A 14592-nucleotide genomic window follows, 5' to 3' on the forward strand; every position below is an offset into this window, starting at 1 on the left:
TTCGGTCATCCTTCTACAGGAGGCTTACATTGGTTAGGAGAAGAAAGCGTAAGAGTCGCCGTCGTCTGGAAGGGCGCAAAATTTTAGATCACATTCCTCAATTTAATCTGGACAGTGGTGAAGAGAAGTCTGTAACCGCTGCTCGAAAGTATATTCAGGAAAAGTCTATTCAGCCCCCCGCGCTGATTTTGGTGCGGCGAAATGAGCATACCGTTGATCGGTTTTTTTGGGCGGAGAAGGGGTTGTTCGGCGCGCAATATGTCGAGGAAAACCACTTCCTTTTTCCCAGCCTGCGAGCTTTGCTAGCGGAGGTTGCGGCTGAGAAGCCGGAGAAAAAATCCTCAAAGGTTCTTGCAACTGCCGCTCGCTAGCCTCTGACCAGCTTTTCCTATTAGCAGGAGCTCAGGAAACAGCCCCCCTACCCTGGGGGGTTTGTTGCAGCCGCTCTCAGAAAATCAAGAAAATCAAAAGAACTGACCCTATTTAGGGGATCCCTTTCACTCAATGGGTTGAGCTTCTGATACCTCACTCCCCATGCTGGATCTGCTGGCGGCAGCGAGGGAGCCACGCGCTACCCTACAAGGGATCCCGTCGGGAGATGCCGGATGAGCCGACTGCCTCAAACCACTGCCCATGTCCAAATTACCCGCCGCTCTTGGCAAGAGGGGGCCATTGAGGGGGAAGTCAACGCCAACGGTTGGGTTTGGCGCTTTTGCTGGTGCTTTCGGGCCGGGGAACTCAGAGTGGAGCCTTCTGTGGGGCGAGCTTTGATTTGCGAGCCCTTGAGCCGCTTTCTGGAAAAATCCGACTATCTGCTGGAACCGGGCAGCAACTACTCGTTTGTGATTCGCAGCAGCTTGTGAACTCTCAATCTGAGCAGATCTGAGCAGAGCTTTTGCCCAGCACCAAAGACCGGGGCTGAGCATTGGAAGGCACCTGTTAGGGTGACTGGGAATACAGGGATCCCTGAGAATGGACAGGATGGTGGGGAAGGCTGGTCATGATTGAGGCAGGGACAAGCGTCTTGAGGCGGATGTTGGGGGTCTACGGCAGCTCCAAGATGGGCGTCCTGCTGCTGTTGGGATTTTCTTCGGGTTTGCCGCTGCTGTTGATCAACACCACCTTGAATGCTTGGCTGACCCAAGCGGGCTTGACCACCATTGCCATCGGCTTGTTTAACCTGCTCAATTTGCCCTACTCCTTCAAGTTCCTGTGGTCGCCTGTTCTGGATCGATTTCTGTTGCCGGCACCGGGATCCCTGCGGGGCAGTCGGCGGCGGGGGTGGATGGCCCTAACCCAAGTGCTGTTGCTGCTCAGCATAGGGCTACTGGGTTTTCAGGATCCGACCCAAACCTGGCTGGAAGCTCTGGGATGGGAAGAGCTGGCCCAGACTTGGCCGGGAATCACGGTTTTCACCCGCCCGATCTTTCTGGTGGGGTTGCTGGTGGCTTTTTTGAGCGCCTCTCAGGACATCGCGGTGGATGCCTACCGTACCGATATCTTGGCAGAGCGGGAGATGGGGGCAGGGGTAGCGATTTTTGTATTCGGCTACCGCATCGCGCTGTTGGTCAGCAGTGGCGTGAGTTTGATCTTGGCGGACTATTTGCCCTGGTGGCAGGTGTACGGGATCATGGCGCTGCTGATGTTGATCGGGTTGATTACCTCGTTTTTGGCCCCTGAGCCGGAAAACAGCGCCCTCAAGCCTACCTCTTTGCGGTCGGCCATCATCGAGCCGTTTCAATCTTTTTGGCGGCACCGCTTGGCCTGGGCGATCCTGCTGTTTGTGGTCTGCTTCAAGTTGCCGGATAGCTTGGCAGGGCAAATGACCCCCACATTTTTGTTGCAGACGGGGTTTAGCACCAGCGATCTGGGCATTATCCGCAGTTGGATAGGCTTGTTGGCCACCTTGGCGGGGGCTTTTGTGGGGGGGGAGTGGGTCAGCCGCATCGGCACCTACCGCTGTCTGTTCATTTTCGCAGCCTTGCAAGGGATCGGCAATTTGGGCCTGGGAGCGATTGGGTTGGTGGGGCAAAACTATCCGCTGCTGCTGGGGGCAACCATTTTCGACAACATGGCCGGGGGCATGGGCACGGCTGCTTTTCTGGCTTTTTTGATGAGCCTTTGCGATCGGCAATTTAGTGCCACCCAGTATGCTTTGCTCACCAGTGTATTTGCCGTGGGGGGAACCTTGGCCGGGGCCGTGTCGGGCTATTTGGCGGCTGCAGTCAATTGGCCTTTGTTTTATTTGATTACAGCGATGACAGCTGCTCCGGCGATGGTGATCCTGCTGTGGCTCGGCCCCCCTTCATCGCCTGCAACCCCGGCCACAACCGCATCTGAACCGTAACTGCCCCACCGCAAATCCGGTTCTAATAGCCTTGCCTTGAACGCAACAAGGATGGCCGCCTACAGCGCAGCCCCGATTTTGGCCGCCAGATCCACCAGCCGCGCGGCATAGCCGTACTCGTTGTCGTACCAGGAGAGTACCTTTACTGTGCGATCCCCTAAGGTCATGGTGGATCCCAAATCCACAATGGAAGAGTGGGGATCCCCGACAATATCCGCCGAGACGATCTCTGGCGGAGCAATGGCCAGGATGCCGCGCAGCGGGCCTTCTGCAGCCTCGATAAAGGCTTGGTTGACGGCTTCTTTGGTGATGGGCTGCTCGGTACGCACCACAAAGTCCACAATCGAGCCCGTCAGGGTGGGTACCCGCAACGCCAGGCCATCCATCTTCCCTCTCAGGGCGGGCAAAACCTCGGCCACTGCCGTGGCGGCCCCGGTGGTGGAAGGCACGATCGACACTGCTGCTGAGCGGCCCCGCCGATAATCTTTGGGATCCGGGCGATCCACAATTGCCTGAGTGGCGGTATAGGCATGGCAAGTGGTGAGAAAGCCGGTCTCGATGCCGAAGCGATCCAACAAAACCTTGGCCAGCGGCGCCAAGCAGTTGGTGGTGCAGGAAGCATTGGAGATGATGTGATGCCGCTCTGGGTCGTATTGGTCATCGTTGACCCCCATCACCACCGTCAAGTCGGGGCCTTTGGCAGGAGCAGAGATGATCACCTTTTTGGCCCCGGCCTCCAGGTGTTTGGCGGCCCCGTCTCGTTTGGTGAACAAGCCGGTTGATTCCACCACCAGGTCAACCCCTAGATCTTTCCAGGGCAGTTGCGCCGGATCCCGCTCTGCCAAAACCCGGACTTTCAGGTGGTTGCCGATTTGCAGATGCCCGTCCACCGCGCTCACGGTTTGGGGCAGGCGCCCATAGGCCGAGTCGAACTGGAGCAGGTAGGCCAAGTTGTCGGGTTCGGTCAGGTCATTGACTGCCACCACCTCCAGCTCTGGAGCTGGCTGAGACAGCAGCACCCGCAGGAAGGCCCGCCCAATGCGACCAAATCCGTTAATGGCTACCCGTGTGGTCATCGCAATCCTCCGGTATCAGTTTATACGATGGATCAGGGGACGCGGCATGGGAGACGCTGCCCCCCTAGGGATAGGGTAGAAGAAGAACGGGATCCCCATCGCTTTTGCACCCAAGATCTCCAGATTTGCCACTGGGACTCACCCAAGAAGTTGCCGGCAGAAGGGAAAAGTAGGAATGAAGGTATTGCTGACCAACGATGACGGCATCGAGGCTGCCGGGCTGGCCAACCTCAAGTTGGCCCTCAGCGCCCTCATCCCGGAAGAACACTGTTGGATTGTGGCCCCCCACCAACCGATTTCCGGCTGCAGCCACCAGGTGACAACGGGGCGACCTTTTCGGGCCTTGGCCCGCGGCGAGCGCACCTTTGCCGTCGAGGGATCCCCTGCCGACTGTGTGCGGGTGGCCCTATTCAAGCTGGCCCCAGCGGTGGATTGGGTGCTTTCCGGTATCAACGAAGGGGGAAACCTCGGATCGGATGTGTACCTGTCGGGAACGGTGGCGGCGGTACGGGAAGCAGCGATGCGCGGGATCCCGGGAATTGCCATTTCCCAATACCGAGCAGGGGGCCAACCCATCGACTGGGAGCAGGCCCAGCGGTGGACGCGGGAAATCTTGGCGGAGCTGATGGAACAACCTTTGCCCAGGGGGGCGTTTTGGAATGTGAACCTGCCCCACTTGCCCGCCGGATCCCCTCTGCCGGAGCGGGTTTATTGTCCCCTCTGCACCCAACCCCTGCCGCTCGATTATGCGGTGGAAGCCGAGGGAAATGGGGCAGAGTCGCTGTGGTTTCGCTATCAGGGCCGCTATGCGGAGCGCGCTCGGGATCCCCAAACCGATACCGACATCTGCTTCTCCGGTCGGGTGGCCATTACCCAAGTGCAACTGGCCAAGGACTCCGTCCCGCTAACGCGACCAGGCGTTTCCGCTGGGGGGGGTAGAAGCCAGGTTGCGGGCAATGGTTCTCAGCCGTTGCAGCCGTAGCGCCGTCAGGATATCGGTGGGATCCAGCTTCAGAACCTGTTCTATGGCATCTGCCAGGTGTTGAGCGGCCTCCTGTCGGGTGTAGCCGCGGAACTGGGCACGGCGCAGGGCAAATTCATCGGCATCGAAATGGGCGCTCTCCCGGTTCAGGTTTTGCCAGATCTGCCGGACGGAGAGAGCTGTAATGCCACCTGCCAACAGAGCGGAAAAGGGGTGCTGCAAAGAGAGCTCCGCAACAGTGGTGATGCCCCCGAACAAGGCCAGCGACTGGTAAAACCCCGGCTGCAGCCAGTTGCGATTGTCCAGCCAGCCCACCTCCCGCAGAAACAACAGATCCCGCTGCGGCTGAGGGATCCCTTGCCAACGGCGAAAATCGATGGCGATGGTGCCCTGGGGCTGCCAAGGGGCTTTGCGGCGGGAGATGAGCAGGGCTTCACCCCCGAAGTGGGGAACGACGCTGATCAAGGGTCGGAAGGAAGCGGGGAGTAGATCTCGCAGCCGTTCGGTTTCTTCTTTTTCAAAGGATTTGAAATCTGGGCGGCTGTTCATGGCCTCACCTGTTAGGGGCATTGAGGCGGGGAGCCCGCCTGAACACGGGCGCTGTTCCGGCCCCCGACACCACAGCCCTGTGTAGAACCAATGCGAGGTTAGTCTATCGCATCTCCAGGCTGGCCGTAGAACTCCATGGGTTTCTGTTCGCGGTAGCGGGACGGAGTCCTTAGATCCCAATCCTAGGTTGCGTAGACTGGGAAGGCGAGCCTATCTGTCTCAAATCTGAGGCCATGACTTTCCCAGCTCAGCCAGAACCCCAAGTGCTCCGTACTGCTGACGGGAATGAGCAGAGTGCCGTTCGCGGTAGCGGGACGGAATCCTTTAGCCCCCTTTACACGTACGCCTTCTTCCTGCAGCCAGCGCCAGAGCTTTTGCCCTTCATCCGGCAAACCGAGGGGATCCATCGGTCGGTGCAGGTGTTCTCCCCGACAGGCAGCCGAATTGCCGCTGCTGTGGAGCCGATGCAGGATCCAGAGTCGCTGCAAGTCTCGGATGAGGTGTTGGTGCGCTCTGCCCTGCGCCACGACCAGGTGATCTGCCGACTGTTCGCCCAGATGCCGGTGCTGCCCCTGCGCTTCGGCACCTGCTTCCTCTCAGCAGAAAAGCTGGGATCCCACCTGCTGTCCCGGCAAGCGGAATACGAACAAGCCCTGGCAGCCATTGGGGGGCGGGCCGAGTATTGTCTCAAAGGAAGGGTTCGACCTCAGCCCCAACCGGAGCCACAGTCCTCCCTGAGCGGAACAGCCTATCTGTTGGCCCGCAAGCAAGCTTATCTCCAGCAACGACAAGCCCAAGAGCAGCAAGAGCAGGAGCAGCAAGCCCTACAGCAGCTTTGGCCTTCCACCTGGCCTGTGCAAAGGGGGGATCCCCAGCCAGGAGAAGCCTTGCGGCTTTACTTTTTGCTCACCCCTGCCGAGTGGGAAGCCGCCGCTCAGCTCACCCAAACCTGGCTGGATCAGCACCCCCATTGGCAACTGGATTGGAGCGCCCCTTTGCCCCCTTATCACTTTGTCCGTGCCCTGCGGGATCCCCTGGCCGACAGGTGATAGATCCCAACTTTGGAGTGGCCGACACCGTTCAAAGTGCTCCGCACGAGGATCGCGGTCGCGTTAGCAGAGCGTAGATCTAAGCTTGATAATGGTGAGGGGAGTCCGTCCGCTTCCCCTTCCCGTCAGCGGGGCAGAGCCCTCACAGGGCATGAGCAGGCAAGAGGAACAGTTGTGGTCTATCGAGTTGGGCTATTGGGGCTGGGCACGGTTGGCACGGGTGTTGTGCAAATTCTGCAGCAACCCCGGCATCCTCTCTTGCAGTCGGTTGAGATTGCGGCGGTGGGGGTGCGCTCTTTGGACAAGCCACGGCAAGTGCGGATCCCGCCTGAGCGCCTGACCACCAATCTGGAGCAAATCGTGTCGGATCCGGAAATCGACGTGGTCATCGAGCTGATGGGGGGCTTGGAGCCGGCCCGCACCTTGATCTTAAAAGCCCTTGACCACGGCAAACCGGTGATCACAGCCAACAAAGCGGTGATCGCCCGCCACGGGGAGGAGATCTTTCAGGCGGCAGCCCAAGCCAAAGTCTCGGTGCTCTTGGAAGCGGCAGTTGGGGGCGGGATCCCCATTCTGCAGCCCTTGCAACAGTCCCTGCAGGCCAGCCACATCCAGGCGGTCTGGGGCATTGTGAACGGCACCACCAACTTCATCCTCAGCCAGATGACCCAGGCGGCCAGCTCATTTGAGGAAGCCCTGGCCCTGGCCCAGGCCCACGGCTACGCCGAAGCGGATCCCAGCGCCGATGTGGAAGGTTGGGATGCCGCCGACAAGATCGCCATTTTGGCCAGCCTTGCTTTCGGGGTGTCTGTGAAGCGGGAAGCCATCCCCTGCGAAGGGATCCGCGGCATCAGCCCCACCGACATTCGCTATGCCCGCGAGTGGGGCTACACCTTCAAGCTCTTGGCCATCGCCCAGTTGCGTCAGCATTGCGGAGCAGCAAGGGCCCATCCTGTTCGCGCTAGCGGGGCGGAGCCCTTGGATGACGGGGAAGGGGCGGTCGCGACAGCGTTGCGGAGCAACACGATGGCCTTGGACATCCGAGTTCACCCCACCCTTCTGCCCTCTACCCACCCCTTGGCCAACATCAACGGCGTGGACAATGCCGTTTTGGTGCAGGGGGATCCCTTGGGTCAGGTGGTGCTGTCGGGGCCGGGGGCGGGGCGGGGGCCGACTGCCAGCGCCGTTGTCGGCGATCTGCTGACCCTGATTGCCCACCGGCAAACGGGGGCTCATACCCCCAATCCGCTGTGGGGATTCCCCTGCTTTCCTGCTGCCGCCTCTTTGATCCCTCTCTCGGAATTGGAGTCGGAGTTTTACGTGCGGGTATTGGCCCAGGATCAGCCGGGGGTGATGGGGGCGATTGGCACCTGCTTTGGCCGCCACCGGGTTAGCCTGGAGAGCATTACCCAAAAGGAATGTCACCAAGAGCAGGCGGAGATCGTCATCCTCACCCACACCGTCCGCGAGGCCGATTGCCGACAGGCGCTGGCCGAGATCCAACAACTGCCCCAGGTGGCCGGGATCCCCAGCCTATTTCGGGTGCTGCGCTAGCTGCTATAGATCCAAAATGCTCCGCACCGCTGACGCGAACGCGCTGGTGGGACGGGGAGCGGCTCAGAGCATAATTGTTTGACTCTTGAGGATTGAAAACCCCGTTGGAACCCAAAAGATGAACTCTTCTGTTGAGCACTTTAGCGGGACGCAGCCCTCGCAGGCCGAGGTGGTGGTGGTCGGGGCGGGCATCAGCGGCCTAACGTTAGCCTTGCGACTGCAACAGGGCCTATCCTCCAGGGATGACTCCACCCAGCCGGTGCTCCTGGCCGAGGCCAGCTCCCGCGTGGGGGGCTGTATCTCCACCCAATCCGGAGGCGGCTATCGCTGGGAAGAGGGCCCCAACAGCTTCACTCCCACCCTCCCTTTGCTCAACCTGATCGCCGAGGTGGGCTTGGCCGGTCGAGACAGCGGGACGGAGTCCTCTCAACTGGTGCTGGCCGATGCCCAGTTGCCCCGCTACATCTACTGGGAAAAAGAGCTGCTGCCGGTGCCCCTGAGCCCTTCTGCGGCAATTGGCTCGCGGCTGTTGAGCGTGGGCGGCAAGTTGCGGGCCTTACGTGGGTTGTTGGGGTTTGTCGCGCCACCGCCGGGCAAAGAGGAAACGGTGCGGCAATTCTTCCAGCGGCAACTGGGATCCGAGGTGGTGGAACGGCTGGTCGAACCTTTTACCTCAGGGGTGTATGCCGGGGATCCGGATCAGCTCAGCGCCTTGGCAGCCTTCCCCCGCATTGCCGGCTTGGAAGAACGCTACGGCAGCCTATTTGCCGGTGCTGTGCAGGCTTTGCGCAGCCGTTATCGCTACGCGACGCTCCCGCGAACCCGTCACCAGGACAGCGCCAACTCCCCCATCCAGCCTCCTCCTAGGCGGGGCCAACTGGGTAACCTGCGGCAGGGGTTGCAGCAGCTACCTGAGGCGATTGCCCAGAAACTGGGCAGTGCGCTGCGGCTGGGCTGGCGGGCTGTGCATCTCAAGCGGGATGAAACCGGCTACCGGGTGGGCTTTGCCATACACCACAGCGGCGCGGAGCACAACGCCCCAGAAGAAATCCACTGGGTGGTGGCTCAACAGGTGGTGCTCACCCTCCCTGCCTACGCCGCTGCCACCCTCCTGCAGGATCTCAACCCCCAAGCCAGTCGGCTGCTGGCCGAAATTCCCTACCCCCCTGTGGCGGTGGTGGCTTTGGCCTATCCAGAAGAAGCCCTTCCCCAGCCGCTGCGAGGGTTTGGCCATCTGATCCCTCGCTCTCAGGGCCTGCGCACCCTGGGCACCATCTGGGCCTCCTCCCTCTTTCCAGAGCGGGCTCCTCAGGGCTATCACTGCCTGGTCAGCTTCATTGGGGGGGCCACCGACGCGGCTTTTGCCTGTCAGAAAGGGATCCCGCCCATCACAGCTCTCTCCCCCGACGAGCGGGCCCAAATCGTACATGCAGAACTCAGCCAGATCCTGCTCACCCGCCCTGTCGAGCCCATCCGCCTGGGAGAGCGCCTGTGGCCCCAAGCTATCCCGCAATACACGCTTGGCCATCGGCAGCGGATTGCCCAATTGCAGGCCAGCCTGGCCGACCAAACCCCAGGGGTGTGGGTGTGCGCCAACTACCTGGATGGCGTGGCCTTGGGAGATTGTGTGCGGCGGGCCGAGGCCCTAGCCCAGCAGATCCTGTCTGTCCGGCGTTAGCGGTGCAGGGCACTTTATCGCTACGCGACGCTTTCGCGAACACGATGGTGGTGCGGAGCACTTTCACGACAGTGGTGCGGAGCACTATGAGCCACCCCTACACCAGCCTCCTGCTCATCCCCACCGGCATTGGTGCCCGCATTGGCGGCTTTGCCGGGGATGCCTTGCCCATTGCCCGCACTCTGGCAGCAGCCGCAGAGCGGGTCATCACCCATCCCAACGTGTTAAACGGAGCCAGTTTGTTTTGGCCGATGGGGAATGTGTTGTATGTGGAAGGGTACGGCCTGGATCAGTTCTGTGCGGGAGTGTGGAATTTGCGGCCAGTGCGCCAAAACTGTGTTGGGGTAGTGCTGGATGCCGGGATCCCCCCTGATCTGCAACAACGCCACCTGCAGGTGATGCAAGCCGCTCAGGCCACCTTGGGGCTCAACATCGGCCCCTGGCGCTTGACCCGCCAACCCTTGGGCGTTTCCGTCAGCTTCTCCCCCTCCGGGGCCAGCCAGGGATCCCTAGCCCGGCCCGATGCTCTCTTGGAGACTGCCCAGGAGCTGGTTCGCCTGGGGGCAGAAGCCATTGCTGTGGTGGCCCGCTTTCCGGATGACTTGGACTTCAGCCAATACGAGCAAGGAATGGGGGTGGATCCCTTGGCCGGCGTCGAAGCCCTGATCAGCCACCTGGTGGTGCGGGAGTTGCGGATCCCTTGTGCCCACGCCCCCGCTTTCTACCCTGAGACTTTCCCCAAGCCGGTTCACCCCCGCGCTGCCGCAGAAGAGGTGGGGTTTACCTTCCTGCCTTCGGTTTTGGTGGGCCTCAGCTATGCTCCCCAATTTGTCAAGAGCGGGGATCCCGTCCAACCGGGTGACCTGACAGCAGAGCAGGTGGACAGCGTCATCGCCCCGGCCACTGCCTTTGGGGGGCCTGGCTTGCTGCACCTGGCCAGCCGTTATGGCTCTGCAATGCTGTCGCAACCCCACCACAATGCTCCGCCGCTGACGCGAACGGACGGAGTCCTTGCCCGTCCTCCGCTTTTCATTGCCGTCGAGGAAAACACCACCGTGATGCAGGTGCACCCCCGCCAGTTGGGGATCCCTCATGTGTCGGTAACCTCCTATCTGGAGGCGGTTGGAGTGGTGGTGGCCCACCGAGCAGGAGTGGCCTGGTCGTCGCTACGGCTCTCCTCCCCCACCCGGGACAAGCTGGGATCCCACACTTGCGCCGTTATTGCTACGCGACGCTGTTGCGTTCGTGACAGCGGTGCAGAGCACAATAGTGGGACAGAGTCCTTTCGCGATAGCGGGACGGAGTCCCAGTAGGCTACCGGTCGCGTTAGCGGGACGGAGTCCATGAGCAGATGGGAGCCGGCAGGGGATCCGCTGGGTTTAGGCCGGCAAACCACTCGGATAGGGCAGCCGGCAAGCAGAGGCCGGGGTTTCCCTCGATCTGCAGCCGCTCCAGTCGGGGCAGTTCTGCCAAAAAGGTCGGCAATTCTCCCGTGAACTGGTTACGTGCCAAGCGCAGATCCCGCAACTGACTCAGTTGGGCCAGTTCGGGGGGCAGGGATCCGCTGAGGCGATTGTCCGACAAGTAGAGGTTTTCCAGATGGTGCAGTTGCCCCAGTTGAGGGGGGATAGGCCCAGAGAGCTGATTGCGATCCAAAAACAGGCCCTTGAGAGAGCTCATCTGGCCCAGTTGGCCGGGAAGGGTGCTGCTGAGGCGGTTGTTTTGCAGGATGAGGTTTTCCAGATGGTGCAGTTGCCCCAGTTGGGGGGGAATAGGCCCAGAGAGCTGGTTGTGATCCAAAAACAGGCCGCGCAGGTTTCGCAACTGCCCCAGCTCGGCTGGAATGGAGCCGGAGAATTCGTTGTAATCGAGAAACAGGTTTTCCAACTGGCCGAGTTGCCCCAGCTCGGGCGGAATGGGGCCGGAAAGTTGGTTGTGGCTGAGGGACAAGGCTCGCAACCGGCGAAATTGGCCTATTTCGGGCGGCAGGGATCCGCTCAACCCCTGACGATCCAGCACCAGTTGGACAAGGCACTGATCCGAATCAAAAAGGGCCACCTCCTCTACCTTCACCTCCGGGCGGCCCAGAGCTGCCAAGATCTGCCGCAGCAAGAGGGGATCCCGACAAAGGGGAGCAGACCAGGCCCCCACCCCCCAGCTCAGCCAAACCCAGATTGCCAGCAGGCCCACCGCCCACCTCTTGTGCTGAGCCATTCCTCTCTGCTGCCTCATCCTTGCTCTCCAAAGAATCTTTGCCAAGGTAGCATCCTACTCTGTCCTGCCTCTGCCGGAGTTGTTGCTGTGCCTACGGTAGGGCAACGCTAACGCTGTCGCGACGAGGCTGCGAGCAGCAGGAGTAGAAAAGTTCTGTCTTGCTCCGTCCCGCTGGCGCGATAGGACTCCGTCCCGCTGGCGCGAGCAGTAGCCCAGGCGTCTCACTCTAGCCTGAAACGACTGCATATCACGTTCAAAATCAAAAGACTGGGATCTCTTGCCATTCCGGTCGGCTGTGGGCGTGAGCTGACTCACCGCAGGTGCGGGGGGTAGGGAAGATCTTGCCGGGGTTGGCGATGTGCTGGGGATCAAGCACCTGCCGCACCCATTGCATGCTCTCCAAATCCGCAGGCGTAAACATTTCCGGCATGTAGCAGCGTTTGTCTGCCCCGATGCCATGTTCGCCGGAGATGCTGCCCCCCAGGCGCACGCAGAGCTTGAGGATTTTGCCCCCCAGTTTCTCCACCTGTTCCAGGGATCCCGGCACTGACTCGTCGTAGAGGATCAGGGGATGCAGATTGCCATCGCCGGCGTGAAACACATTGGCCACCGGATAGCCGTACTCGCGGCTGAGGCGCTCGATTTCCTTCAAGACAAAGGCTAGTCGGCTGCGGGGGATCACCCCATCCTGGACATAGTAGTTGGGGCTGAGCTTGCCCATGGCCGCAAACGCTGCCTTACGCCCTTTCCACACCCGCGCCCGCTCTTCTGGGTCGGATGCGACTTGCACCTGTCGCGCCCCATTTTTGAAGCACAGCGCCCTCACCTGTTGGCCGGCTTCCTCCACCTCCAGCTCTAGCCCATCCACCTCCACCAACAAAATGGCCGCCGCATCCCGCGGGTAGTAGCCCAACTGAACCACATCTTCCACGGCATTGATGCTGAAGTTATCCATGATCTCCAGGCCGGCGGGGATGATCCCGGCAGCGATGATGTCGGAGACGGTGGCTCCCGCCGCTTCTACGCTGTCAAAATCCGCCAGCAAAACCTGAACCTGAGCCGGGGCCTTGACCAAGCGCAGGGTAATCTCGGTGGCAATGCCCAGGGTGCCCTCGGATCCCACAAACAGGCCCACCCAATCGTAGCCGGGCATCTCCGGGAGCTTACCCCCCCAGCGCACCACCTCCCCATCCGGCAGCACCACCGTCAGGCCGAGAATGTGGTTGGCCGTCACCCCGTATTTGAGGCAGTGAACACCGCCGGAGTTCTCCGCCACATTGCCGCCGATGGAGCAAACCGACTGGCTAGAGGGATCCGGCGCATAAAAGTAGCCTTGGGCGGCAACGGCCTGGGTAATCCAGGTGTTGATGACCCCCGGCTGCACCACCATGCAGCGGTTGTCCAGATCGATTTCCAGGATTTGCTTCATCAGGGTGGTGGCAATGACGACGCTATTTTCCACCGGCAGGGCTCCCCCTGAGAGGCCCGTACCGGATCCCCGCGCCACGAAGGGCACCTGGTAGCGGCTGCACAGCTTCACCACCTGCGCTACCTCTTCTGTTGTGCGGGGCAGCACCACCAGCGCCGGCCTTTGCCGGTAGCTGACCAGCCCATCGCATTCGTAAACCAGCAGCTCCTCTGGCTTGCTGATCACCCGCTTGGGATCCAGAATCTTTTTGAGCTCAGCCGTCAGCCTGATCCAGTCGAAGGTGAGGCCGGTCTGTAGAGGATGAGCAGAAGCGTTCGCGCTAGCGGTGCGGAGCACTTTCATGACAGTGGGCCCAGCAGGAGCTTTAGGAGGGATATTGTCACTATAGTCTTGCTGGCTCCAACAGATAGTCCATGCAGCCCAACTCCCCCAGCGCCGAACAAATCCTCAACCAAGTGCGGCAGCTCTACGAGCTCTACCCTTTCCCCCCGCAGCCCGTCGGCACTGTTCCCCCGCCAGGGTGGAATTGGCGCTGGAGTTGGCCCCAGGCCCATGCCTTTTGTACGGGATCCCATCCGGGTCGGCGCAAGGTGCGCATTCTGGATGCGGGCTGTGGCTCGGGAGTGGGAACAGAATACATTGCCCACCAAAACCCCAACGCAGAAATTTGGGCCTTTGATCTGAGCAGCCGCGCCCTGGAGATTGCCGAGGCCCGTTGTCGGGCTTCCCAGGCACCGCCGGTGCAGTTTCGCCAGCTCAACGTCTACGACATCGACCAACTGCCGGGGCAGTTTGACTTCATCAACTGCGTGGGCGTGCTCCACCACCTGCCCGATCCGCTAGCGGGGCTGCAGGCTTTGGCCGGCAAATTGGCTCCCGGCGGGCTCTTGCACCTGTTTGTGTATGGTGAGCTGGGCCGCCACGAAATCCGCCTCATGCAAAAGGCCATCCGCCTGCTGGTAACGGGTTCTGAACACCAGACCCTTGCCTCGGCGGAGCAATTGCAGAGGGGTCTCCAGGTGGGCCGCCGCCTTTTCGAGATCTTGCCGGAAACCAACCGCATCCAGCAGCAAGAACGGGCCCGCTGGGCCATCGAGAACGTGGACGACGAATGCTTCGCCGATATGTACCTGCACCCCCAGGAAGTGAATTACACCATCGAGACTCTGTTTGAATTAATCCGGGCTTCTGGACTGCAGTTTCTGCGCTTTTCCAACCCAGAGTTTTGGCGGCTGGAGCGGGTGTTGGGCCAGGACGAGGCCCTGCTGGCTCAGGCGGCTCAGCTGCCGGAACCGGAACGCTATCGCCTGATCGAGCTGCTGGATCCGGTGGTAGCCCACTACGAGCTGTTTCTCGGCAAGCCCCCCATCCGCTGCTGGGAATGGACAAGCCCGGAAAGTGTAGCATCAGCCATTGCCCACCTCAGCCCCTGTCTGGGCCTGTGGCCGGGGCGGAGCATTTTCAACTATGCTTACGAAGCCATCTCCCTGAGCGAAGAAGCCTTCGCCTTTCTCCAACAGGTGGACGGGATCCGCACCGTCCAAGAGATCCAGGCTGGCCTAGAGTGCCCCCTGAGCTTCGAGCAACTGCAACGCTTGCTGCGCTGGCAAGTGCTGCTGCTGGAGCCTCAAAACTCAGTCTGATACATTCACGCTGAACTCTCCTGAACATGGTTCAGGAAAGAAGCGATCGCATCCTGCCTATCTCTGAGCAG

General features: G+C 60.9%; 13 protein-coding genes. 9 read left to right on the forward strand and 4 right to left on the reverse strand.

What is annotated here, in order from left to right:
• The first annotated feature begins 29 nt into the window (after window positions 1–29).
• From NW870_RS08810 to NW870_RS08820, 3 genes are all read left to right on the forward strand, one after another.
• Entirely contained in the window at window positions 30–371 is a 342-nt protein-coding gene (locus tag NW870_RS08810) for a DUF3155 domain-containing protein (RefSeq protein WP_414355581.1), read from the forward strand.
• Window positions 372–605: 234 nt separating this feature from the next.
• Window positions 606–863 (forward strand): DUF3146 family protein, encoded by a 258-nt coding sequence (locus tag NW870_RS08815; protein ID WP_414374909.1) that lies wholly within the window; start codon window positions 606–608, stop codon window positions 861–863.
• Between the two features lie 197 nt (window positions 864–1060).
• Complete coding sequence (locus tag NW870_RS08820) at window positions 1061–2347, forward strand: AmpG family muropeptide MFS transporter (RefSeq protein WP_414374910.1); 1287 nt, start codon at window positions 1061–1063, stop codon at window positions 2345–2347.
• Between the two features lie 59 nt (window positions 2348–2406).
• Here NW870_RS08820 and gap read toward each other — a convergent pair whose 3' ends face one another.
• Window positions 2407–3423, reverse strand: coding sequence for a type I glyceraldehyde-3-phosphate dehydrogenase (gene gap, locus NW870_RS08825; RefSeq protein ID WP_414374911.1), 1017 nt, complete (start codon window positions 3421–3423; stop codon window positions 2407–2409).
• A 175-nt stretch (window positions 3424–3598) separates the two neighbouring features.
• On the opposite strand from gap, the gene surE reads away from it, so the two are divergent.
• On the forward strand, window positions 3599–4405 hold the full coding sequence (gene surE, locus NW870_RS08830; protein ID WP_414374912.1) for a 5'/3'-nucleotidase SurE: 807 nt from the start codon (window positions 3599–3601) through the stop codon (window positions 4403–4405).
• On the opposite strand, the gene NW870_RS08835 is transcribed toward surE, so the two are convergent.
• Entirely contained in the window at window positions 4328–4954 is a 627-nt protein-coding gene (locus NW870_RS08835) for a DUF3318 domain-containing protein (RefSeq protein ID WP_414374913.1), read from the reverse strand. The two genes, surE and NW870_RS08835, sit on opposite strands and share 78 nt — an antisense overlap.
• Window positions 4955–5187: 233 nt before the next feature.
• On the opposite strand from NW870_RS08835, the gene NW870_RS08840 reads away from it, so the two are divergent.
• The 4 genes from NW870_RS08840 to NW870_RS08855 all read left to right on the forward strand — a co-directional run bounded on the left by NW870_RS08840 (window position 5188) and on the right by NW870_RS08855 (window position 10548).
• A complete protein-coding gene (locus NW870_RS08840; protein WP_414374914.1) occupies window positions 5188–6003 on the forward strand; it encodes a GvpL/GvpF family gas vesicle protein in 816 nt (271 codons plus the stop codon).
• Between the two features lie 174 nt (window positions 6004–6177).
• On the forward strand, window positions 6178–7557 hold the full coding sequence (locus NW870_RS08845; protein ID WP_414374915.1) for a homoserine dehydrogenase: 1380 nt from the start codon (window positions 6178–6180) through the stop codon (window positions 7555–7557).
• Window positions 7558–7675: 118 nt separating this feature from the next.
• On the forward strand, window positions 7676–9235 hold the full coding sequence (gene hemG, locus NW870_RS08850) for a protoporphyrinogen oxidase (protein WP_414355575.1): 1560 nt from the start codon (window positions 7676–7678) through the stop codon (window positions 9233–9235).
• An 86-nt stretch (window positions 9236–9321) separates the two neighbouring features.
• Entirely contained in the window at window positions 9322–10548 is a 1227-nt protein-coding gene (locus tag NW870_RS08855) for a DUF3326 domain-containing protein (RefSeq protein WP_414374916.1), read from the forward strand.
• 13 nt (window positions 10549–10561) lie between these two features.
• Here the strand turns inward: NW870_RS08855 and NW870_RS08860 are convergent, their stop codons facing one another.
• Both NW870_RS08860 and glcD read right to left on the reverse strand, forming a co-directional pair.
• Entirely contained in the window at window positions 10562–11449 is an 888-nt protein-coding gene (locus NW870_RS08860) for a hypothetical protein (protein ID WP_414374917.1), read from the reverse strand.
• A 259-nt stretch (window positions 11450–11708) separates the two neighbouring features.
• On the reverse strand, window positions 11709–13220 hold the full coding sequence (gene glcD, locus NW870_RS08865; protein ID WP_414374918.1) for a glycolate oxidase subunit GlcD: 1512 nt from the start codon (window positions 13218–13220) through the stop codon (window positions 11709–11711).
• Window positions 13221–13291: 71 nt separating this feature from the next.
• On the opposite strand from glcD, the gene NW870_RS08870 reads away from it, so the two are divergent.
• A complete protein-coding gene (locus NW870_RS08870) occupies window positions 13292–14521 on the forward strand; it encodes a class I SAM-dependent methyltransferase (protein WP_414374919.1) in 1230 nt (409 codons plus the stop codon).
• Window positions 14522–14592: the final 71 nt, after the last annotated feature.

The sequence above is a fragment of the Synechococcus sp. R50.1 genome (assembly GCF_047462115.1).
Taxonomy (GTDB): Bacteria; Cyanobacteriota; Cyanobacteriia; order Thermostichales; family Thermostichaceae; genus Thermostichus.

Excerpts from the sequence above, each read along its gene's own strand:
- NW870_RS08815 (WP_414374909.1), top strand. The coding sequence starts at position 606 with ATGAGCCGACTGCCTCAAACCACTGCCCATGTCCAAATTACCCGCCGC.
- NW870_RS08820 (WP_414374910.1), top strand. The coding sequence starts at position 1,061 with ATGGGCGTCCTGCTGCTGTTGGGATTTTCTTCGGGTTTGCCGCTGCTG.
- gap (WP_414374911.1), bottom strand. The coding sequence starts at position 3,423 with ATGACCACACGGGTAGCCATTAACGGATTTGGTCGCATTGGGCGGGCC.
- surE (WP_414374912.1), top strand. The coding sequence starts at position 3,599 with ATGAAGGTATTGCTGACCAACGATGACGGCATCGAGGCTGCCGGGCTG.
- NW870_RS08835 (WP_414374913.1), bottom strand. The coding sequence starts at position 4,954 with ATGAACAGCCGCCCAGATTTCAAATCCTTTGAAAAAGAAGAAACCGAA.
- NW870_RS08840 (WP_414374914.1), top strand. The coding sequence starts at position 5,188 with ATGACTTTCCCAGCTCAGCCAGAACCCCAAGTGCTCCGTACTGCTGAC.
- hemG (WP_414355575.1), top strand. The coding sequence starts at position 7,676 with ATGAACTCTTCTGTTGAGCACTTTAGCGGGACGCAGCCCTCGCAGGCC.
- NW870_RS08855 (WP_414374916.1), top strand. The coding sequence starts at position 9,322 with ATGAGCCACCCCTACACCAGCCTCCTGCTCATCCCCACCGGCATTGGT.
- NW870_RS08860 (WP_414374917.1), bottom strand. The coding sequence starts at position 11,449 with ATGGCTCAGCACAAGAGGTGGGCGGTGGGCCTGCTGGCAATCTGGGTT.
- glcD (WP_414374918.1), bottom strand. The coding sequence starts at position 13,220 with ATGAAAGTGCTCCGCACCGCTAGCGCGAACGCTTCTGCTCATCCTCTA.
- NW870_RS08870 (WP_414374919.1), top strand. The coding sequence starts at position 13,292 with ATGCAGCCCAACTCCCCCAGCGCCGAACAAATCCTCAACCAAGTGCGG.